21 protein-coding genes and 1 riboswitch are annotated in these 20,456 nt (G+C 57.8%); of the genes, 12 read left to right on the top strand and 9 right to left on the bottom strand.

Annotation, left to right across the window (positions count from 1 at the left end; genetic code table 11):
- Window positions 1-129 precede the first annotated feature (129 nt).
- The gene (gene thpR, locus HC757_RS11960) at window positions 130-657 is read left to right on the top strand and encodes an RNA 2',3'-cyclic phosphodiesterase (protein WP_169564608.1); all 528 of its coding nucleotides are present in this window, start codon (window positions 130-132) and stop codon (window positions 655-657) included.
- A 21-nt stretch (window positions 658-678) separates the two neighbouring features.
- Here the strand turns inward: thpR and HC757_RS11955 are convergent, their stop codons facing one another.
- Window positions 679-1,194, bottom strand: a complete 516-nt coding sequence (locus HC757_RS11955; RefSeq protein WP_169564607.1) for a GNAT family N-acetyltransferase — start codon at window positions 1,192-1,194, stop codon at window positions 679-681.
- 105 nt (window positions 1,195-1,299) lie between these two features.
- Entirely contained in the window at window positions 1,300-2,577 is a 1,278-nt protein-coding gene (gene pepB, locus HC757_RS11950) for an aminopeptidase PepB (protein ID WP_169564606.1), read from the bottom strand.
- A 180-nt stretch (window positions 2,578-2,757) separates the two neighbouring features.
- Here pepB and sfsA point away from each other — a divergent pair, with 180 nt between their 5' ends.
- The 10 genes from sfsA (at window position 2,758) to HC757_RS11900 (ending at window position 12,116) form a co-directional block, all read left to right on the top strand.
- A complete protein-coding gene (gene sfsA / locus HC757_RS11945; protein ID WP_169564605.1) occupies window positions 2,758-3,462 on the top strand; it encodes a DNA/RNA nuclease SfsA in 705 nt (234 codons plus the stop codon).
- Window positions 3,463-3,651: 189 nt separating this feature from the next.
- Window positions 3,652-4,095 carry an RNA polymerase-binding protein DksA gene (dksA, locus tag HC757_RS11940; RefSeq protein WP_169564604.1) on the top strand — a complete coding sequence of 148 codons (444 nt, stop codon included), beginning with the start codon at window positions 3,652-3,654 and terminating at the stop codon, window positions 4,093-4,095.
- Between the two features lie 92 nt (window positions 4,096-4,187).
- Window positions 4,188-5,063 carry a tRNA glutamyl-Q(34) synthetase GluQRS gene (gluQRS, locus tag HC757_RS11935; RefSeq protein WP_169564603.1) on the top strand — a complete coding sequence of 292 codons (876 nt, stop codon included), beginning with the start codon at window positions 4,188-4,190 and terminating at the stop codon, window positions 5,061-5,063.
- A 19-nt stretch (window positions 5,064-5,082) separates the two neighbouring features.
- Complete coding sequence (gene pcnB, locus HC757_RS11930) at window positions 5,083-6,552, top strand: polynucleotide adenylyltransferase PcnB (RefSeq protein ID WP_169564602.1); 1,470 nt, start codon at window positions 5,083-5,085, stop codon at window positions 6,550-6,552.
- A 6-nt stretch (window positions 6,553-6,558) separates the two neighbouring features.
- Entirely contained in the window at window positions 6,559-7,047 is a 489-nt protein-coding gene (folK, locus tag HC757_RS11925) for a 2-amino-4-hydroxy-6-hydroxymethyldihydropteridine diphosphokinase (protein ID WP_169564601.1), read from the top strand.
- A gap of 56 nt (window positions 7,048-7,103) precedes the next feature.
- Complete coding sequence (gene panB, locus HC757_RS11920) at window positions 7,104-7,898, top strand: 3-methyl-2-oxobutanoate hydroxymethyltransferase (protein WP_169564600.1); 795 nt, start codon at window positions 7,104-7,106, stop codon at window positions 7,896-7,898.
- A gap of 25 nt (window positions 7,899-7,923) precedes the next feature.
- Window positions 7,924-8,769 (top strand): pantoate--beta-alanine ligase, encoded by an 846-nt coding sequence (panC, locus tag HC757_RS11915; protein ID WP_169564599.1) that lies wholly within the window; start codon window positions 7,924-7,926, stop codon window positions 8,767-8,769.
- 438 nt (window positions 8,770-9,207) lie between these two features.
- Window positions 9,208-10,575, top strand: a complete 1,368-nt coding sequence (locus HC757_RS11910; RefSeq protein ID WP_169564598.1) for a Na+/H+ antiporter NhaC family protein — start codon at window positions 9,208-9,210, stop codon at window positions 10,573-10,575.
- Between the two features lie 79 nt (window positions 10,576-10,654).
- Window positions 10,655-11,389, top strand: coding sequence for a DUF998 domain-containing protein (locus HC757_RS11905; RefSeq protein ID WP_169564597.1), 735 nt, complete (start codon window positions 10,655-10,657; stop codon window positions 11,387-11,389).
- On the top strand, window positions 11,379-12,116 hold the full coding sequence (locus HC757_RS11900) for a 23S rRNA pseudouridine(2604) synthase RluF (protein ID WP_169564596.1): 738 nt from the start codon (window positions 11,379-11,381) through the stop codon (window positions 12,114-12,116). Before HC757_RS11905 ends, HC757_RS11900 begins: the two co-directional genes overlap by 11 nt.
- 50 nt (window positions 12,117-12,166) lie before the next feature.
- On the opposite strand, the gene HC757_RS11895 is transcribed toward HC757_RS11900, so the two are convergent.
- On the bottom strand, window positions 12,167-14,323 hold the full coding sequence (locus HC757_RS11895) for a S46 family peptidase (RefSeq protein ID WP_169564595.1): 2,157 nt from the start codon (window positions 14,321-14,323) through the stop codon (window positions 12,167-12,169).
- Window positions 14,324-14,495: 172 nt separating this feature from the next.
- Window positions 14,496-15,695, bottom strand: a complete 1,200-nt coding sequence (locus tag HC757_RS11890; protein WP_169564594.1) for an aromatic amino acid transport family protein — start codon at window positions 15,693-15,695, stop codon at window positions 14,496-14,498.
- Between the two features lie 243 nt (window positions 15,696-15,938).
- Window positions 15,939-16,047, top strand: a riboswitch (yybP-ykoY riboswitch).
- Between the two features lie 86 nt (window positions 16,048-16,133).
- On the opposite strand from HC757_RS11890, the gene HC757_RS11885 reads away from it, so the two are divergent.
- A complete protein-coding gene (locus tag HC757_RS11885) occupies window positions 16,134-16,688 on the top strand; it encodes a TMEM165/GDT1 family protein (RefSeq protein ID WP_169564593.1) in 555 nt (184 codons plus the stop codon).
- A gap of 63 nt (window positions 16,689-16,751) precedes the next feature.
- Here the strand turns inward: HC757_RS11885 and katB are convergent, their stop codons facing one another.
- From katB to HC757_RS11860, 5 genes are all read right to left on the bottom strand, one after another.
- Complete coding sequence (katB, locus tag HC757_RS11880) at window positions 16,752-18,215, bottom strand: catalase KatB (RefSeq protein WP_169564592.1); 1,464 nt, start codon at window positions 18,213-18,215, stop codon at window positions 16,752-16,754.
- Window positions 18,216-18,447: 232 nt separating this feature from the next.
- Window positions 18,448-18,675: a YgjV family protein gene (locus HC757_RS11875; RefSeq protein ID WP_169564591.1), complete on the bottom strand. Its 228-nt coding sequence runs from the start codon at window positions 18,673-18,675 to the stop codon at window positions 18,448-18,450.
- 152 nt (window positions 18,676-18,827) lie between these two features.
- Window positions 18,828-19,301: a cupin domain-containing protein gene (locus HC757_RS11870; protein ID WP_169564590.1), complete on the bottom strand. Its 474-nt coding sequence runs from the start codon at window positions 19,299-19,301 to the stop codon at window positions 18,828-18,830.
- Between the two features lie 33 nt (window positions 19,302-19,334).
- Window positions 19,335-19,772: a PaaI family thioesterase gene (locus HC757_RS11865; protein WP_169564589.1), complete on the bottom strand. Its 438-nt coding sequence runs from the start codon at window positions 19,770-19,772 to the stop codon at window positions 19,335-19,337.
- A gap of 184 nt (window positions 19,773-19,956) precedes the next feature.
- Window positions 19,957-20,406 carry a hypothetical protein gene (locus HC757_RS11860; protein WP_169564588.1) on the bottom strand — a complete coding sequence of 150 codons (450 nt, stop codon included), beginning with the start codon at window positions 20,404-20,406 and terminating at the stop codon, window positions 19,957-19,959.
- Window positions 20,407-20,456 lie beyond the last annotated feature (50 nt).

Genomic DNA, 20,456 nt, shown 5'->3' with positions numbered 1-20,456 from the left:
CGGGTTTTGAACTTAGTATGAGTATAGGCATAAAATACCTAGAGTAGCGCCGAATGTTGCGCCGTAGCGGCATAGAACGGCAGTGACGCCAAGGGCATATCATGGCAGCCGAAGCAGGAGATACGCGATATGAGCAAGAAACTCTTTCTGGGCTTTGCCCCCGAGCCACACAACCTGGCGAAATTACTGAGATTACAACATGAGCTGCACCCCTGGCTGAACCGGAATGCGAAACCCGTGGCCGTGGCTAACTTACACCTGACGCTGGCGTTCCTCGGCCAGGTGCCCCCGACCGAAATGGAGCGGCTGCGCAAGGCGGTTGCCAGGCTGCATAAACCCGCCTTCAGCCTGACCCTCGACAGACTCAGGCATTGGTCAGGGCCGAAGATCCTCTGCCTGAGCGGCGAGGCCACGGATCCGGGCCTGGCCGCCCTGGCCAGCGACAGCCAGAGGTTATGCCATGAACTGGGGTTGCATTGCAGCGAGCAGGCATTCACCCCACATATCAGCCTATTCCGCAAGGTGAAACAGGCCCCGGAGCATAAACCTGAACCCCTGAGTTTAACGCCACACAAACTGCACTTGTACGAATCCCTGTCGGCCGAGGACGGCGTGCACTACCAGATAATAGAGTCCTGGGAGCTGACCTCGGACTGATGCAGGGGGAAATGCCTTGGGTTAGCGTTCAGGCTCGGGTGCCGGCCCGGAGCAGGAGTCCGGCTTCAGCTCCTTATGCATCACCACACAGTCGAGCACTATGCCCCTGGGAGAGCGGTAGACAGAGGCCTCTTCCATACCATCCCCGCCATAGCCACGGCGGCGGTAGAAGGCGGCCGCATTCAGGGTCGACTCCAGCCTGAGGCGGGTCAATCCCAGACTCCAGGCCCTATGTTCCATGAATGCCAACAGACGTTTGCCGACGCCAAGCCCCATATACCCGGGCGCCACGAATAGGGCCTCCAGCTGGGCATGGGGCAGATCCAGCATCGCAGTGGCCACCACATTTCCCTCGAGTTCGGCGACATAGAAATCTTCGGCCACCACCCGGGTGAACTGCGGCGTCAGGCTCCCCCGGGTCCAAATGGCCAGGTCTTTGGCCGCATAGAAGCCTTCGCAGCCGGCTAAGATGGCCCCATTGCGTATGTCCCAGCAGCGCTGGGCATCCTGGATCGTCGCCTTCCTTATGCTTATCACCCTCTTCCCCCAAGCCCTGAGTCATAATGAATAAAGCATACCCGAATCAATGATTTGTTGGCATAAAAAAACCGCCGTGGGGCGGTTTTTTTGCTGCGCCGAACGCTAGTCCTTAAGCAGCTCGGCTATGGTCAGCACACCGTGGGTGGTCGCCCCGGCGCCCCAGAGCGCCGAAGCTGAATCTTCGAAGGCCCCGGCGAGATCCATGTGCAACCAGTCTGCCGTTGGCGACACGAAACGCCACAGGAAACCGGCGGCATTGGAAGCGCCGCCGGCGCCGCCGCCCTTCATCGCACGGCTGTTGGCGGTATCCGCATAGGCAGACGGACACATGTCTTTATGCCAAGGGTCCAGCGGCAATGGCCAGACGCGCTCGGCCACGGCGGCGGCCTTGCGCTGCGCCAGCTGCAAGGTGTCGGCCTTGGGCGAGAAGATGGCGTTGTAGTTGCCACCGACCGCCATCACGGCGGCACCCGTCAGGGTCGCGGCGTCTATGATGAACGCCGCGCCCGTGGCCGATGCCGCCTGCAGGCCATCGGCCAACACCAGGCGACCCTCGGCATCCGTGTTGACCACTTCGACTGTGACGCCATTCTTATAGGTCAGAATGTCGCCCAGTTTATAGGCACGACCGCTGATCAGGTTCTCGGCACAGCAGAGGAAGAGCTTCACCCGCTTATTGAGGCCGGACTTGATCGCCAAGCCCAGTGCCGCAGTCACGGTCGCCGCACCGCCCATGTCGCACTTCATCCCCAACATGCCTTCGGATGCCTTGATGCTGTAACCGCCCGAATCGAAGGTGATGCCTTTACCCACCAATGCCACGGACACGGGCGCATCTTCGCCCAACGGATTGTAATCCAGTTCCAGCATGGCCGCTGGCCGTTCACTGCCGCGACCGACCGCATGTAATCCTATCCATTGCGCTTCCAGCAGGGCATCGCCTTCTATGATGCGAAAGTTCACCCTGCTGCCACCTATGGCGGCCAACCATTCACCGGCCTGGGTCGCCAGTGTCACGGGTGACAGGTTCTCCGGAGTCTCGTTGATCAGCTGTCTGGCAAAGCTCGCGCTCTCGGCCCTGTGAGTCAGTTCGGCCTGCATGGCGGCATCACCGCACCAACGCACCTCATAACCCGGCTTGGCGGTGGCGAAGCCCTGGGCGAAGACCCACTGGCGGTTGATATCCCACTGCAGCCCCTCGAGCTGAACGCCGTTGATGCCCTGAGAACGTATCTTGCGCGCCGCCATCTGGATTTGACGCAACTCATCGTCGCCATTCAGATGTATCAACGCCTGGCCGGCGCCATAGGTCACATCCGCTTTGCCCCAGTGGGCGGCGGGAGTTTCCCGGGTCAGTATTACTTGCATTACTTGGCTCATGGTGAGTCCTTATTTTCAGATTTGCCTCAGTTTACTTCATCCCTCACCCCCACTTAAAGGGACCGGCCCAAGGATATTTTTTCCCGCTGTAAAGCCTGGCGGAATTTGTTAGGCTATGGCGCCGGCGGCTGAGCCGCCGTTCAATGTCTTATTCTTCAAGCCGACTCCTGGAGTACCCGGATGCAATTCGCCCCCCCGCTCGAGAGCGGCATACTGGTTCGCCGTTATAAGCGCTTCCTCGCCGACATAAGACTGGCCGATGGCACAGAGATCACCCTTCACTGCCCCAACACGGGTTCGATGAAGAACTGCCAATTTCCCGGGGAGAGGGTATGGTTTTCCACCTCGGACAATCCCAAACGCAAGTATGCCCATACCTGGGAATTGATGCAGACCCCAAGCGGCGAGCTGATAGGCATCAACACAGGCCGTGCCAATGCCCTGGCGACAGAGGCCATAGAGGCCGGGGTGATCCCCGAACTGCAGGGATATGAGCGACTCAGGCGCGAAGTCAAGTACGGTGATGAGAATAGCCGCATAGATATACTGCTGAGCAATCAAGGCAAGCCGGACTGCTATGTGGAGGTCAAGAGCTGTACCTTGCTCGAAGGCGACAGGGGTTATTTTCCCGATGCTGTCACCAGCCGGGGACAGAAACACCTGCGGGAGTTGATGCAGATGGTGGCTCAGGGCCACAGGGCCGTGCTCTTGTTTGTCGTGCAACACACGGGAATTGACACGGTTCAGGCCGCGACTCACATAGACCCGGACTATACTCTATTAATGGCACAGGCAGTGAACGCCGGCGTCGAAGTGCTGGCCTACAAGGCCATACTCAGCCCTTCGGGGGCCTCACTGACCGAGGCATGTAGAGTCTTCATTTGAAGGTCATTGGTTTGGGGCAGAGATAAAGTTGTAATTCTGCCCGGAAGCAGACATAGTCAACAAATTAAGGATGATAGAAAGTTCAGCCTTGGGTAAAGTTAAAATTTGCCTAGTGATTGAGTTTCTGCTATAGATAGCGGCCGTTCTTAAGGACGCCCCTACAAACGCAATGATTACAGGAGATGCGTTATGCCTGAAGGCACCAGAAAACTTGGCGTACTCGCTATCGCAGGTGTAGAGCCTTACCAGGAGAAACCCGGTGAGGAATATATGAACGAAAAACAACTGGGCCATTTCAAGACCATTCTTGAAGCCTGGCGTAACCAGTTGCGTGAGGAGGTCGACCGGACTCTGACCCATATGCAAGACGAAGCGGCAAACTTCCCAGATCCCGTAGACCGTGCCGCTCAGGAAGAAGAATTCAGTCTCGAACTGCGTGCCCGTGACAGAGAACGCAAACTCATCAAGAAAATTGAGAAAACACTGCAGAAAATAGAAGAAGACGATTTCGGCTTCTGTGATTCCTGTGGTATCGAAATCGGCATTCGCCGTCTCGAAGCTCGTCCAACCGCCGATCAGTGTATCGACTGTAAGACACTTGCAGAGATCAAAGAAAAGCAGATGGCAGGCTGAGTCCCAGTGGCGGTCTCTCGGCAGGAAGCGAGTTCCTGATGAGTACCGCCTTTATTTTTTACCGTCTCATTCCCAGCCACTGATTTAACCCTGTGACCACTCTCCCCTATGTAGGCCGCTTCGCGCCTTCGCCTTCGGGCCCGCTGCATTTTGGTTCACTCATCGCCGCCCTCGGCAGCTACCTGCGTGCCCGTTCGCTGGCGGGAAAATGGCTGCTGCGCATCGAAGACATAGATCCCCCAAGAGAAGTGGCGGGTGCCAGCGACGACATACTCCGCACCCTGGAGGCCTATGGCATGCTCTGGGACGATACCGAGTTATATCAGAGCCACAGGACCCAAGCCTATCGGGCCAGGCTCGATGCCCTCTTGCGTCAGGAGCAGGCCTATTATTGCCACTGCAGCCGCAGGCAGATCCAGGCCATGGGCGGTCTCTATGACGGTCGCTGCGGCAGACTCAGGCCACAGCTCCGGGGCGGTGCCATCCGCATCCGCAACCGGGCGGCCATTGCCGCATTCGACGATATCCTGATGGGCAGAGTGAGTGTCGATAACGCCTTCGCTGCCGAAGACTTCATCATCAGACGCAGCGATGGCCTCTATGCCTACCAGCTGGCCGTGGTGCTGGATGATGCCTTCCAGGGGATCAGCGAAGTGGTCAGGGGCTGCGATCTCATCGAGGCCAGCTGTCGCCAACTCAGCCTCTATAGCATGTTTGACCTGAAGGCCCCCGACTGGCTGCACCTGCCGCTGGCCTGCGTCAAGCCCGGGGTCAAACTCTCCAAGCAGAACCATGCCCCGGCCATAGACAAACGTCGGCCCCAGGCCAGTCTGCAGGCCGCCTTGGCCTTCCTCGGACAGCCCGGGGTCGATGACGCGGGTTCGGTCGAACAGATGCTGGCACAGGCGGTAGCCCAGTTCAGGCTGGATGCCATAGCGCAACAATCTGAGATACTGATAGGCAGCTGATATACTCATTGGCGCGCAATTGGTATATGATAGCCGCCAGATTTTTAACCAAATAACAGATCATAGTTCGAGGTGTCCCATTTTTCGCCGTATCAGCCAATTCTGCAAACAGCTATTTGAAAATACTCAAACAGAGTGCGTACCCGAACAAGCGCGTACCGCGGACGGCCTGAGTCTGGAGATCATTCCCAGGGATGCCCATAGCATTTCCCGCAGGCAAATCAGTGAAAATGCGCTCAAGGTATTGTACCGTCTGAGCAAATCCGGCTATAAGGCCTACCTGGTCGGTGGCGGTGTGCGCGATATCCTGCTCGACATGGAGCCGAAAGATTTCGACGTGGTCACCAACGCTACCCCGGAAGACATCAAGAAATTATTCCGCAACTGTCGCCTGGTCGGCAGACGCTTCCGCTTGGCGCACATAGTCTTCGGTCGTGACGTGATAGAAGTCGCCACCTTCCGCGGCCATCACGGTGAAAGCAATGAGAAAATTTCCAAGCTCAACGCCGAGGGCCGACTGCTGCGCGACAACGTCTATGGTGAGATAGACGAAGACGCCGAGCGCCGCGACTTTACCGTCAATGCCCTGTATTACGATATCAGCGACTATTCCATCCGCAGCTATGGCGGCGGTATGGAAGATCTCAAGGCAGGCACCCTGAGGCTGATTGGCGATCCTGAGACCAGGTATCGTGAGGATCCCGTGCGCATGCTGCGGGCCGTACGTTTCGCCACCAAGCTCGACATGGGCATAGACGCCTCCGCCGCCGCACCTATCAAACAACTGGCCCCGCTGCTGCAAGACATTCCGGCGGCGCGTATGTACGAAGAAGTGCTGAAACTCTTCTTCGCCGGCAAGGCATTGGCCAATTACCAGCTGATGCAGGAATACCAGCTGTTTGCCCCTCTCTTCCCTCAGGTGGCCGACGCCATCAAGGATGAGCCCAAGGCGGCCAAGCTGATCCAGGCCATGCTGCGCAACACGGATGAGAGGGTCAGGGAAGACAAGCCAGTGACCCCGGCCTTCTTCTATGCCGCCATCCTCTGGTACCCGCTGTGCCAGCGGGCCGAGGATATCGCCATAGAGAGTGGCCTGAGCCAATATGACGCCTATTTTGCCGCCATGGGTGACGTGATGGAGCAACAATGTCGCACCATCAGCATACCGCGCCGTTTCAGCACCCCGTCCAAAGACATCTGGCAACTGCAGTTACGCTTCGAGCGCAGCCAGGGCACCCGTGCCTTCAAGCTGATGGAACACCCTAAATTCAGGGCGGCCTACGATCTCTTGCTGCTGCGCGGCGAAGCCGAGGGTGGCCATCTGGCCAAGCAAGCCGCCTGGTGGCAGTCCTTCGTCGAGGCCGACGAGGACGAGCGCAACAGCATAGCCCGCAGTGGTGCCAAGACAGGCAATGCCAACCGTAACCGCAACGCCACCCAGCGTCGCCGTCGCCGCCCGGCTGCCGCCAAGGGCAACCAGGCCGAGTAACGAGCCGTGGTGAAGGTCTATATCGCCCTGGGAGCCAACCTGCAACAGCCGGTGGCTCAACTGGACTCGGCCGTACAGGCCCTGGCTGGCCTGGCGCTACCGGGCAGCCTGCGGGTATCGCCCTACTACGCCTCCCGGCCCATGGGCGATGTCGTCCAGCCGGATTACGTCAACGCCGTGGCCAGCCTGGATACAGAGCTGGCACCGCTGGCGCTGCTCGATGCGCTGCAGGCGATAGAAAACCACCAGGGACGACTGCGGCAGGAACGTTGGGGCCCCAGGACCCTGGATCTGGACTTGCTGCTCTATGGCGATGAAGAGTTCAGCCTCCCCAGGCTGACGGTGCCCCATTACGGCATGCGGGAGCGCAGTTTCGTGTTGATCCCCCTGTGGGATCTGGCGCCCGAGCTGGTGTTGCCGGACAAGACTCGCCTCGAGACGCTTATCGGCCCCCAGATGCGCGCCGAATTGCAGCGACTCGTCCCGGAAGATTGAAGTCCGACCTCAGTTAGCTTATAACTCCACTTCCAATCGATTTTAAGATGACCCCTATGTCTAAAATTACGTGTTCGACCCTGTTGAAGTTTAAACAGCAAGGTAAAAAATTCACCGCCCTGACGGCCTACGATGCCAGTTTCGCCCACGCCTTCGACAGTGAAGGGGTCGAAGTCTTGCTGGTCGGTGATTCGCTGGGAATGGTATTGCAGGGGCACGACGACACACTGCCGGTCACCACGGCAGATATCGCCTACCATACCCGCTGTGTGCGCCGCGGGATCAGCCATGCCCTGTTGATCGCCGACATGCCTTTCATGAGCTATGCCAGCGCCGAACAGGCCATGACCAATGCCGCCCTGCTGATGCAGGCCGGCGCCAACATGGTCAAGGTCGAAGGCGGGCACTGGCTGCTGGAAACCGTCACCAAGCTGACCGAGCGCGGCATCCCCGTCTGTGCTCACCTCGGCTTGACGCCTCAATCCGTGCATGTGTTCGGGGGCTTCAAGGTGCAGGGCCGCGACGCCGACAATGCCCAGCGGATTTTGGACGAGGCCAAGGCGTTGCAAGCCGCCGGTGCCCAGCTGTTGGTGTTGGAATGTATTCCGGCGTCACTGGCGAAGACGATCACCCAGGCCTTGAGCATACCTGTGATAGGCATAGGTGCAGGCGCGGATACCGATGGGCAGATCCTGGTGATGCACGATGTGCTGGGGATCTCCAGCGGTTATATCCCGCGTTTCTCCAAGAACTACCTGAAACAAACGGGTGAGATCCGCTCGGCCATTCGTGCCTACATAGATGAAGTCGCCGCCGGTACTTTCCCGGGCGAAGAACACACCTTTAACTGATGAGAGTTTGCCAAGGTATAGCCCTATGATCACCACAGCCCGCATAGATGAATTACGTGCCCAGGTAAAGGCCTGGCATCGCCAGGGAGACACAGTCGCCTTGGTGCCGACCATGGGTAATCTGCATCGGGGACACATCACCCTGGTCGAGGAGGCCCGCCGCCGCGCCGATCACGTGGTGGTGTCCATCTTCGTCAATCCCATGCAGTTCGGACAGAATGAAGATCTGGCCGCCTACCCTCGCACCCTGGCGGCCGACAGCCAGGCATTGATGGAAGCCGGCGCCGAGCTGTTATTCACCCCGACACCGGAAATCATCTACCCCAAGGGCCTGGCACAGCAGACCTATGTCGAAGTACCTGGGATCTCAGACGAGCTATGCGGCCACAGTCGCCCGGGACACTTCCGTGGTGTCGCCACCATAGTCTGTAAGCTGTTCAACCTGGTGCAACCGGATCTGGCCTTATTCGGCCAGAAAGACTATCAGCAGCTGTTGGTGATCAAGACCATGGTGGAGGACTTGTCGCTGCCGATCGAGATCCTGGGCATGGAAACCATAAGGGAAGCCTCGGGCCTGGCCATGAGTTCACGCAACGGCTACCTCACGGCCGAAGAAAGAGTCACGGCCGCGACCCTCAAGCAGACACTGGATTTCATGGCCGATGCCCTGGTCCAGGGGCAGCCCCTGTCCCAGATAGGCACCCAGGCCGAGCGTATGCTCATAGGGGCGGGATTCAAACCCGATTACCTCGAGGTACGCAACGCCCACACCCTGGCCCCCGCAGTCGCCACAGACTCTGAGCTGGTGATCCTCGCCGCCGCCTATCTGGGCAAGGCGCGCTTGATAGATAATCTGCTCGTCAAACGCTAACGGCGCCATGACTCATGAAACAGGGGCCTGAGGCCCCTTTTTCATGGCCATTCCCCCGCCCGACCTGGACGCCGGCGGCCCAGGCGACGCACCTGTTCGCTTCCCTCCCCCAACATAGACATAGGCACCGGCATAGGCATAGGCATAGGCAAGAATACCGCCAGAATAGCCGCAGCATCACACCGACAGACGAGCCGGATTTTTAAGCATAAGTTATTGAAATGTTGCTATTGAAGGATCTCGATGGCATCTTAGCTGTATATTTGCCCACTCGCAACTTTGGATGTATAAACATCTAGACGTCTAAATTGACAGGACCTATGCTATCCCATATCCTCTGCAATCGGTTGTCGCCCAGCAGAGACCAGAGGTTGCAATCCCAACCCAGCGCCCAAGTCAGCGGACCGGCCGAAGCTAGCGACCAATAACAGGATACCTATGGCTTACCTAAGTTTAAGAGAGACAGAATTGACCAAGCAGACTCAAAACCGCACAGCCCCGGCCAGGGGCAGCCTCATCGCCCTGTTGCCCCTGTTCAGCTTTCTGACCCTCTTCATAGGCGCGGGTCTGTATTTTCAGCATCAGGGGGTCGACTTCGCCTTCTACCAGCTGCCCAGCGTGGTGGCCATTCTGCCGGCCATTATCCTGGCTCTGGCCCTGTCGAAGCAGAAACTCAATCAGGCGATAGAGACCTTCATGGCCGGGATAGGCCATAGCAACATCATCGCCATGTGTCTTATCTACCTGTTGGCCGGCGCCTTTGCCGCCGTCGCCAAGGCCACGGGTGGCGTCGATGCCACTGTCGCCCTCGGCCTGTCGCTGATCCCGAGCCAGCTGTTATTGCCAGGTTTCTTCGTGATCGCCGCCTTCATCGCCACCGCCATGGGCACCTCCATGGGCACGATCGCCGCCGTGGCGCCCATCGCCCTTGGCGTCGCAGATCAGGCGCAGATAGATTATGCCCTGATGGCCGGTGCCGTGATGTCCGGGGCCCTCTTCGGTGACAATCTGTCGATCATCTCGGATACCACCATAGCGGCAACCCGTACCCAGGAATGTGAGATGAAAGATAAGTTCAGGGAGAACCTGATATTTGCCCTCCCGGCTTGTCTCATCACCCTCATCGCCTTCGTGTTTGCCGGTCAGGGCCAGGCCGAGCTGGTCCACCAGCCACTGGAGATTTTCAAGGTCATTCCTTATTTGACTATTCTGCTGTTGGCACTGGCCGGGCTGAATGTGTTTGTGGTCTTGACCATAGGCATACTGCTCGCCGGCGCCACGGCGCTATTCGGCGCCGACTATGGCCTGATCCAGTTCGGCAAGGATATCTATGCAGGTTTCACCAACATGCAGGAAATCTTCATCCTCTCCATGTTGGTCGGTGGCCTGGCGGCCTTGATGCAACAACAGGGTGGGCTGGCCTTCGTCAACCGGCAGATTGAGCGCCTGATAGGCCGTTTCTCCCGTGCCAAGGGCGAACCTTCGAGCCGCGCCGCCGAACTCGGCATGGCGGCCATAGTCGCCAGCACCAACGTCTGTGTGGCCAACAACACCGTCTCCATAGTCGTCACTGGCGACATCGCCAAGGAATTGGCCCATAAGCATGGCGTCAGCGCCAAGCGTGCCGCCAGCATACTGGATATCTTCGCCTGCATAGTCCAGGGACTGATCCCCTATGGGGCCCAGGCATTGTTAATCGCCTCGACATTCGGCATCACCCCCTTGGCCGCAGTATCCCATACCTGGTACTGCATGATCCTCACCTTGGTCGCCATAGTCGTCGTCATGTTGCGCAAGCGGCATTGATGACAAGCGCCTGCCGGGTGACAAACATGGCAAGCTTGCGTCATCATAGGCAGATCCGAACAATGAGTGGTGAGAGACGATGGCGGCAGCCGAGCATGACCCCAGAGAACCCAGCCAATATGATCTGCATAGACTGGTTATCTATCTGATTTTACTGGGAACTAGCCTATGTGCCCTCGGCTTGTCTCTGGTCATCTGGCGCAACTATAACCTGCTGGGCATGGCGCTGCTCAATGTCAGGGCCGACACCCTGGGCGACTATATCGCCTCCCCCCTGGCCTATATTTTCAATTTCACCCTGATGATCTCCGGGCTATGCATGCTATTGGCCATGCTGGCGCTATTCTCACTGCGCCCCAGGATCAGGGGCGGCAACTACCTGGCGGCAGTCGCCTGCTGGGTAGGGCTGGCCATCATTCTGATGGGCATATTCCCCATCAACGATCTCCAACTCCACAGAATTGTCGCCACTGCCTATCTGCTCGGCACCTTCTGCCTGCATTGCCTCTGCGTGTATGCCGGCATCAATCGCAGCCCACTCTGTCCCAGGCCGCTGTTTTACCTCGGCATCGCCGGCCTGCTCAACGCCCTGGTACTCATGCTGAGACTGGAGTGGCGCACCCTGGATTTCATCCCCTGTCCCCATGCGACGGGGGACACTTGTTGGGTCGCCATCAACATCTGGCTGCAGACGCTGCTGACCCTGGGTTGGTGTCTGTTGCTGGCACTGGCGATGCTCCGCAGCCTCCGGGGCGAAGGGCATGGCAGGTCGGCGGCAAGCCTGGGACGCGCAGGAGCCAGGCATGCAGCCTAGGCTGGCCAAGTACCTCGCCCTCTGTGGCCTGGGTTCGCGCAGGCATGCCTGTCGGCTGATTGATGCCGGCCTGGTGACCTTCAACGGCCGCCCGGCAAGCCATAGGGACAGAGTCTCCCTGGATGGGCATGAGACATGCCTGGATGATATCAGGGTCGCGGGTGTCAGGCTCAGACCGCCCCAGGCACCGAGCTATTGGCTATTCAATAAACCCGTCGGCGTGGATTGCCGCCTGCTGGCGCAAGACCCCTGCAGCCTGTTGCATCTCCTGCCGGCCGGGCCCAGGTTATATCCGGTCGGCCGCCTGGATAAGGACTCGAGGGGGCTGTTGCTGCTGACCAATGATGGCGAGTTGACCCACAGCCTGATGCACCCGGACTTCGGCCACAGCAAGACCTACCATGTACGGCTGAACCTGGCCTTAGATGCGGCCTTTCTGACCCAAATGGCCCAGGGCGTCAGCTATAAAGGCATCAGCACCCTGCCATGTGATACCCGCCGCCTGACGGACGACAGCTTCGAGATAGTCCTCACCCAGGGGCTTAACCGTCAGATCCGCCGCATGTCCCAGGCATTGGGCTACCGGGTCATGGATCTGCAACGGGTGGCGTTGATGCGGCTCGAACTGGGTGACTTGGCCGAGGGACAGATGCGCCCGCTGACGGAGCAGGAAATCGCCGGGTTAGTGCACCTCAAGCAGGCAAAATCCCCGCCAACAAGCCAATAAAAAAAAGCCCTGAAGATCAGGGCTTTTAGCAAGATGGACGACAAGAACTGCTAGTTCACTATCTCCATCTCGGCCAGCAGGTTGTCGGCCTCATCCAGATACTTCATCACCCATAGCATGTAGCGGCTGTCGAGCTGGATGGAACGGTTGAGGTTAGCGTCATAGGCCCAGTCGCCTATGATGCTCTCATAGACGCCATCGAACAGCAGGCCCACCAGCTCGGCACGGCCGTTGAGGGTCGGCGAGCCGGAGTTGCCGCCCGTGGTATCCAGGGTCGAGAGGAAGTTCACTGGCACCGAGCCGAGCGACTCGGTGCCGAAATCCCCGTACTGCTGCTGTTTTATCAACTCGAGTTCACGCTTGGGAGCATCGAAAGGCGCCACGCCCGTGTCTTTCTGCACTATGCCCTCCAGGCTGGTGAAAGGCGCCGCCAGCATGCCGTCGGTCGGCGAGTAGCCTTTCACCTGCCCGACCGAGACCCGCAGGCTAGAGTTGGCATCGGCATACACAGGCTTACCCTGCTCGCGATTGAAGGCGATGATGGCATCCATGTAGCGCGGACGCACCCGCATCAGCTCACCTTCTATGGCCTTCTGTTGTTTTTCCAGTGCCATGTCTGTGTCATACATGGCGACCGCAAGCCGGATGAAAGGATCCTCGGATGCCTTGAAGTCGGCAACGGATTTCTCCATCCAGCCCAGGCGTGTGTCCTTATTGCCCAACCCGGTATTGGCGTATAGCTTATCCAGTGTCTTGGCCAGTTCGGCAGCATCCAAGCTCTCGCCTATGCCAAGGGCCTTATCCAGCGCCGGCAAATGTTGCTCACCCGGCAGCGCCGCATAACGCTCGAGCAAGTCGAGCAACACCGCCTTGTCGACACTCGGAGCATAACGGCGATCCAGACGCTCCATGCTCTCCTTGAAGCGGATCATGTCGCGTTGCTGATAGCCGGGCTCGCGCTGCATGTCCGGCAGGGTCTTTTCATTGGCGAGACGGTACAAGTCGCGGGCCGTCGGCAGCATGCCTGTGTAACCCATGTAGCCCATCAGGATATCGCGTTCCCGATGGGCCTCGCTGCGGATGTTCAGCTTATGCAACTCGGCAAGCGTCTGGCCGTACTTGGCTTCCCTGGCGGCATCTTGTTTGATCCAGGCGAACAGCTCGGCCTCGCGGGCCCGACGATCGGCCAACATGCTCGACTTGCCATAGAACTCGATCATGGAAGTAAAGTTCTTCGCATAGTTGGCCAGGCCGGCGAGCAGGCTCTCGTACTTGATGCGTTCGTCACTGCCTGCGGGCGCGGTCGCCTTGATGATGTCGATGAAACCTTCCCGCAGCTGCTTGCCCGCTGGATAGGCCCATTCGAACTGGTTCTGCACTTCACCCGCGGAGCGATATCTGTTGGTGCGTCCCGGGTAGCCGGCCACCATGACAAAATCCCCCTCACTCACGCCTTTGGCCGACACCTTGAGGAAGCTCTTTGGCTGGAAAGGCACATTGTCAGTGCTGAAGTCCGCCGGCTTACCGTCCTTGGCCACATAGGCGCGATAGAAGGAGAAATCGCCCGTGTGGCGGGGCCACATCCAGTTGTCTATGTCGCCACCGTATTTGCCGACACTGGCGGCCGGGTTATACACGAGCCGCACATCACGGATTTCCAATTGCTTGACCAGGTAATATTCCAGGCCACCGTGGAAGCTGTAGACCTGGCAGCGATAGCCTATCTCCTTCTCACACTCGGCCACCAAAGATTTCTCGGCCAGTTCTATGCCCCGATAGAAGTCTTGGCCCATCAACTTGCCCAGGCCGGCCTGCACCTTGTCGGTCACCTCGGTGACGGCTTCCGTGACATAAATCCGCGAACCCGGGGTTGCCGGCAGTTCGTCGGCAAACGTCCTGGCGAGGAAGCCGTCCTGCAGCAGGTTCTTTTCCGGGGTGGAGTTATATTGGATGGCGCCATAGGCGCAGTGATGATTGGTCACCACCAGCCCCTTGGGGGACACGAAAGAGGCGGTGCAGCCCCCCAGGCTGATAACGGCATTCATGGGAAATTCGGTCAGCTTGGAGATGGACTCGGCATCTATCTCCAGGCCCTTGGCCTTGAGTTCATCTGCCATGGCCGGAAGCTGATGAGGCTGCCACATGCCCTCATCGGCCTGAGCCCCAAAACTTGCGGCAAGCACCGCGCTGAGAAACCATCTTTTCATTATCCTAAATTCCTTTTAGTGCTTTATTGATTGAGTCGAGCTTATCCAATGCCAATGCCGGGCTAAAAAAAAGAGCCAGACACAAGGTCTGACTCTATCATATTGTTTCCAATCACGAATAGCGAAAAACAAACTCGCTTACACTAGCCGGCTCAAGATGCTGCGCCGGCCACTAGAGTGCCACCGCCAGCTGGGCGGCTATGATGATGACTCCCAGCAAGGCTGTCAGCATCAGAGCGGGTTTCCCCCCCGAAACCTGGTAGCCTGTCATCTGTTGTTTGCGCTGTCCGAGTGCCATGGCCACAGGTAAGAAAATAATCATGAACACCAGAGGCATAGCGGCAAAACCCAGTACAGTGACGAAGCCGTCGGGATAATACAGGGCACATAATAGCGGCGGCACGAAGGTGATAAGCCAGGTTTGCAGGCGTCCAAACACGGTCGAACGCGCCCGGGTGAGTTCGGCAATGAAGTCGAACAGGCTCATGGTCACCCCAAGAAACGAGGTGATGAGCGCCAGATCGGCAAACAAGCCGATACATTTACTCACTATGGCTGAATTCGCTATGGCTTGCAGCGCACTGATGAGCGCGGAGAGCGAACCATTGAAACCCGTTACCGTCTCGCCGCCGAGGGTGCCTAAGGTCGCACTAAGCCATAACAGGTAGCAGATCAGTGGAATGCTCGAACCTATCAGCAACACCTTGCGCAGCGTGACGGCATCGCCATCCAGATAACGCACCAGGGTGGCAATACACACATGAAAACCGAAGGAGGTGAATACCACAGGGATGGCCGCCATCCAGAATGTCAGGTTGCCGTCCCCCGCTGGGGTCGTCCTGCCCTGGGTCGCAAACCAGGAGAGATCCACTTCGGGTAACAGGAAAACGACCACCAGGACCAACATGCCGATCATGAGTGAAAACAGCACCCGGGATGCCTTGTCGATCCAGGCGACGCCAAAGGCGGCAAAGCCCCCCAGAAACACGGTAAACAGGATAACGGCGAGCTGACTGTCCAGTTGCATGCCAAACAAGGCCTGGGCCTTGAGCACCAACAGCGAGGAGCCGCCGCTCAGATAGGCCGCGGTCAAGGCGATGAGCAGGCTGAGAAAAGAAGCACCTTGAATAAATTGTCCCACCTTGCCCAGCGTCTTACCCGTAATGGCATGGACGTTGTCCCCCACGCCGGCACGCAGGTTGATCTCCAGCATGAGTAATGAGGTGTAAGCGGAAATCCCCCAAACCAAGACCAACAACAAAAAGGCAGGTATCACACCTAAGGCGGCTGTTGCCAGCGGCAGGGCCAACATGCCGGCACCAATCGCCGTCCCCCCGACAATGGCGATGGAGCCCAAAATTTTCAAATTCACCACGTATATCCTATTTTGATTATTTTAATTATTGAATGGTCTCAGCTGCCGGCCGCTTCAGCGAGTGGCCAACAGGGCTTCGACATTAACAGACGCAGCCGATAACAGGCAATACACTTGGCGTCGAAAAAGGCAACTCTGTCCAGCCACTGTGGGAGTTCTTGAGCTAAATGCCTCTCCATGGGGCGGATTGCTCATCCCGGGCTTGAACCCGCACGGATAGGCGTTATAATGCCCTCCTCGCTTCGGGGGAGTAGCTAACCATAGTTTGAGTCAGGCTTAAATTATGGGGTAAGTATCAACATACTTGGCCAAATGCCATGGTACTTACAGCAGATCACACAGATCTGCCCGGCAAGACCCGAGCATGGTTTCCGGCACTTTGGGGTGGACGGAAGTTGTGCTCGGTTGTCTGAATTTCACCCCTAAGGATCTATTTTGCAAGCACTGTTAGCCTCAACCTTTACCGTTGCCATCGCCGAGATAGGGGATAAGACCCAATTGCTCGCCTTGCTGCTGGCCGCGCGTTTCAAGAATAAGACCGCCATCATCTCGGGCATACTGTTCGCGACCCTGCTCAACCATCTGGCGGCGGCTTGGCTGGGCCAATGGGCCATTGCCCGGATAGCTCCAGATGTGGCCCGCTATCTGGTTGCCGCCTCCTTCTTCGCCATGGCCCTGTGGATTTTGGTGCCGGATAAGATCGATGCAGGGGAAAGCCGCGTCTATCGTTGGGGAGCCTTCGCAGCGACCTTCATACTGTTTTTTCTCGCCGAGATGGGCGACAAGACCCAGATAGCCACCATAGTGCTGGCGGCCAAATACGATGCCCTGGCCATGGTGGTGGCAGGCACGACCCTGGGCATGTTGCTCGCCAACGTGCCCCTGGTCATCGCCGGCCACTTCAGTGCCGACCGGCTGCCGCTGCAGTGGATCCACAGGGGTTGTGCCCTGCTGTTCGCCGCTTTGGGGATGGCGACCCTCTTGTGCTAGGAAAATAAAACGGGGAGGCATGGCCTCCCCGTTGTTTGCGGCCGGTATCGGCCGACTAAAGGATCAGAGACCCAGGGCCAGCCTGACTCTCTGGCCATAATCCCTGTCGGCGGCACTGAAGTGCTCCAGCATTTTCAGTTGCACCCCCAGGGTTACCTGGCTCAGGCTGCCACAGATGTTACTGATCAGGCGGGCTTTTTCATCCTCTGGCAAGAGACGATACAAGTCACCCGCCTGACTGAAGTCATCCTGATCGTAGCGGCTGTAACGGCTCGCCTCTCCTTCCAGTCTCAATGGCGGCTCGGCAAACTGAGCCGCTTCGCCAAGCCCGTCGGCCGAGTTGGGGCCATAGTTGACGCTGGCATCGCCCCCCGTCTGGTTGCCCGGGAAACCACACTGACCGCCCGCCATGGCGCCGCCGCGTTGATAATGCCTGACCTTGGCGGCATGGGGACAGTTCACTGCTAACTGGTTGTAATTGGTGCCAATGCGATAGCGCTGGGCATCGGCATAGGCAAACAGGCGTGCCTGCAACATCTTATCCGGCGAGGCACCGACACCCGGCACCAAGTTGCTCGGCGCCAACGCCACTTGCTCGACTTCGGCAAAATAATTCTGCGGCAAACGGTTCAGCTCAAGCACCCCTATATCCACCAGTGGATAGTCCTTATGGGGCCATACCTTAGTCAAGTCGAAGGGGTTTATATGGTAGGTATTGGCCTCGGCTTCGGGCATCAGCTGTATCTGCACCGTCCAGCGGGGGAAGTTACCGTCGGTCACCGCCGCCACCATGTCGCGCTGTGACGAATCCGGATCTATCCCCTTGAGTATGTCCGCCTGCTCGGCCGTCAGGTTGGCTATGCCCTGCTGGGTCTTGAAGTGAAATTTGACCCAGAAACGCTCGCCCTCGGCATTCCAGAAGGAGAAGGTGTGGGAGCCGAAGCCATGCATCTGGCGGTAATTGGCCGGTATGCCCCTGTCCGACATGAGGATGGTCACCTGGTGCAAAGCCTCGGGATTCAGGGCCCAGAAATCCCACATGGCCTGGGGATCTTTGAGGTTGGTCTGCGGGTGGCGTTTCTGGGTATGAATGAAATCGGGAAACTTGATGCCATCACGCAGAAAAAACGTCGGGGTATTGTTGCCGACGATATCGTGATTGCCACGGCCAGTGTAGAAACGCAGGCCGAATCCCCGGGGATCACGTTCGGCATCGGCACTGCCCATCTCGCCGCCGACGGTGGAGAAACGCACGAAGGTCTCTGTCTGCTTACCCACGCCGTTGAAATGCTCGGCTATGGTGTATTCGCTGAGATCTTTCGTCAGGGTAAAGGTGCCATAGACACCGGTTCCCTTGGCATGCACTATCCGCTCAGGGATGCGCTCACGATTGAAGTGGGCTAATTTTTCAATGAGATGCCAATCCTGAAGTAATAGAGGACCACGCTCCCCCGCCGACAATGAATTCTGATCGTCTGCCACAGGGGCGCCATTCTGGCTGGTGAGATACTTATCTTGTTGATTCATTATGCTTATTCCTTAGTGTGCTTGTCTTGGGCTAACCAGGTCTCGATGACATCGTAAATTGTTGCCATGACACTTTTCCCTTACCTATGCGGCTGAGTTATCTACTGGATGGCCTAAGCATAAGCGGCACTAAAGAATATATAAAACGGTTAAAATAGATGTTATCAATCGTTTTTTAAGATTAACAGCCATAGACCTAATCCGACGGCCGGGTAGATCGGCCGTCGGCGCCCTAGGACTTGCGGTATAACTTAAGCAGATAATAAATGTCTATGAGCACTATGAAGAAGTTCACCAGGGCGACGGGCAGAGCCCCAATCGCCAAACCATAGGCCACGAACAGCGCCGCTCCAGTCAGGTTCCACCAACGCAGTTTCTTGATATTGGCCATCATCAACGAAATGGCGACCACCACGGATGCCAGATAGCCCACCCATTCCCATATTGTTGCACTTTCCATACTCACTCCCATAAAAGCCCGGCATGGTTTGCCGACTCATGACCCGTTTCTTATCGTCGGCAGCCGCTGCTATTGTGCCGCAACGGCCGTCCGGATCTTTGACCCGGATCAGTCCAGGCGAGTCTTTGCCTGGATATTGACCGGCCGCCTCATTACTTAAGTTTATCTATTGCCTCTATATCCACCAGATCCCAACTGCCCCGATGCCGATATAATCGTTTGTTTTTACGGGGATAATCGGCCACGTCCTGCACCAGTCTCTGCCCCATGACCAGGAAGACCAAGGGCTGAGTGCCATTGTTGTGCATGGAATGACCCGCGCCATCGGCCGGAAAGGCCATGAAGTCCCCGGCGCCCAGGGCAAAGGTTTCCCCTCCGATATGGGCCTCACCCACACCGCCGAGCACATAGACACATTCCTCCTCGAAATAGTGCTTATGGTATTCGGTACTGTCGCAACCCGGGGCTATGCTGATCTGGTGCACCCCGATATGCTGCAGCCCTATGGCATCCCCGAGGGACTTTTTCGTCCTAGTCGCCTTGGGATTTAAGAAGTGCGTCTTGGTTTCCGCTTCCATGGCCGCAATCTCGGCGGCGGTCAGTAAATGGTCTCTCGGTTTCATCATCTCGGCTCCTGAAAAATATCTGTCTCCCGAAGATTAGCGTTTCACCACGGCCGCCGTCATGCGGGAGATACAGGTCAGTTCTCCGCCGGCGTTGTGGATCAAGACTTCCCATACCGAGCTGCGTTTGCCCAGATGCACGGGTCTGGCCGTCGCCACCAGTACGCCATTGCGGGCGGCGCGCAGATGGTTGGCATTGATTTCCTGACCGACACAATAGTAATTTTCGAAATCGACGGCAAAATTGGCCGCATAGCTGGCAACCGTTTCCGCCAGCGCCACATTGGCGCCGCCATGCACTATCCCCAGGGGGTTATGCACAGCCGGCGATGCCTGCATGGTCGCCTTCATATAGTCGTCGCCTATCTCACTTATCTCTATGCCCAAGGTCTGCATCAGGGTGCCCTTCCCCTGCATGCCTAAATCCAGCCTGGCACAGTCGGCCAAACTGACGGGTCTGAACCAAATACTCATACTTCACTTCCTGTCGCTAAATATGCGAGCCAGTCTACTGGGCTGGCGGGGAAGTTTAAACAGTGAAATCATTGGCGGGACAGTTTTTGGGGAGGGAAACGGCGCCTGGGCAGCTCCAGGCAAGCTTGGGCGAGCCCGACAACCGGCCTCAGACCTAGCGTCAATCCTGGTGTCAATCCTAGTGTCAATGCAGCCAGCGGCGCTCGCCGGCAACATAGCCGACCCACACCAACAAAAGTGCCCAGCCGAGCACCAGCAGCGGCATGGGCAAGGCTTCGCCCCCCAGTGCCGCCATGGCATCCTGTACCCCGAACACATAGCCCAGTTGCAACAGCACTGCGACTAGCGACAGCAGCAGCATGCCCCGGGCCTGACGCCTTCTGAGCAATAGCAGCAGGCATCCCAGCAGGCCAGAGAGCAGGGCACTGGCTAATACCCAATTGAGCCAGACGGGGGTAGTGTCGTACATGTAGCGCTCGGCCTGGCTCATCTGCGCTATCGCTTGCGAATCCAGACTCATCTGCCCCAAGAAAGCCAGCAACCCCAGCAGGTTCCACAGCAGGCTCACCAAGGCAAACAGCCGGAACCAGATAGGTACTCGTAGCGGCTGCCCTGCCATAGTGTGCGTCACCATGATACCCCTCCACAGAGTGAATTCGGGTTTAGCATTGCATTGCTTAGCTT

The organism is Shewanella salipaludis, assembly GCF_012911865.1.
Taxonomy (GTDB): Bacteria; Pseudomonadota; Gammaproteobacteria; order Enterobacterales; family Shewanellaceae; genus Shewanella; species Shewanella salipaludis.
Note: the sequence above shows the minus strand (reverse complement) of the source record. Positions and strands in the feature narration are given on the sequence as shown.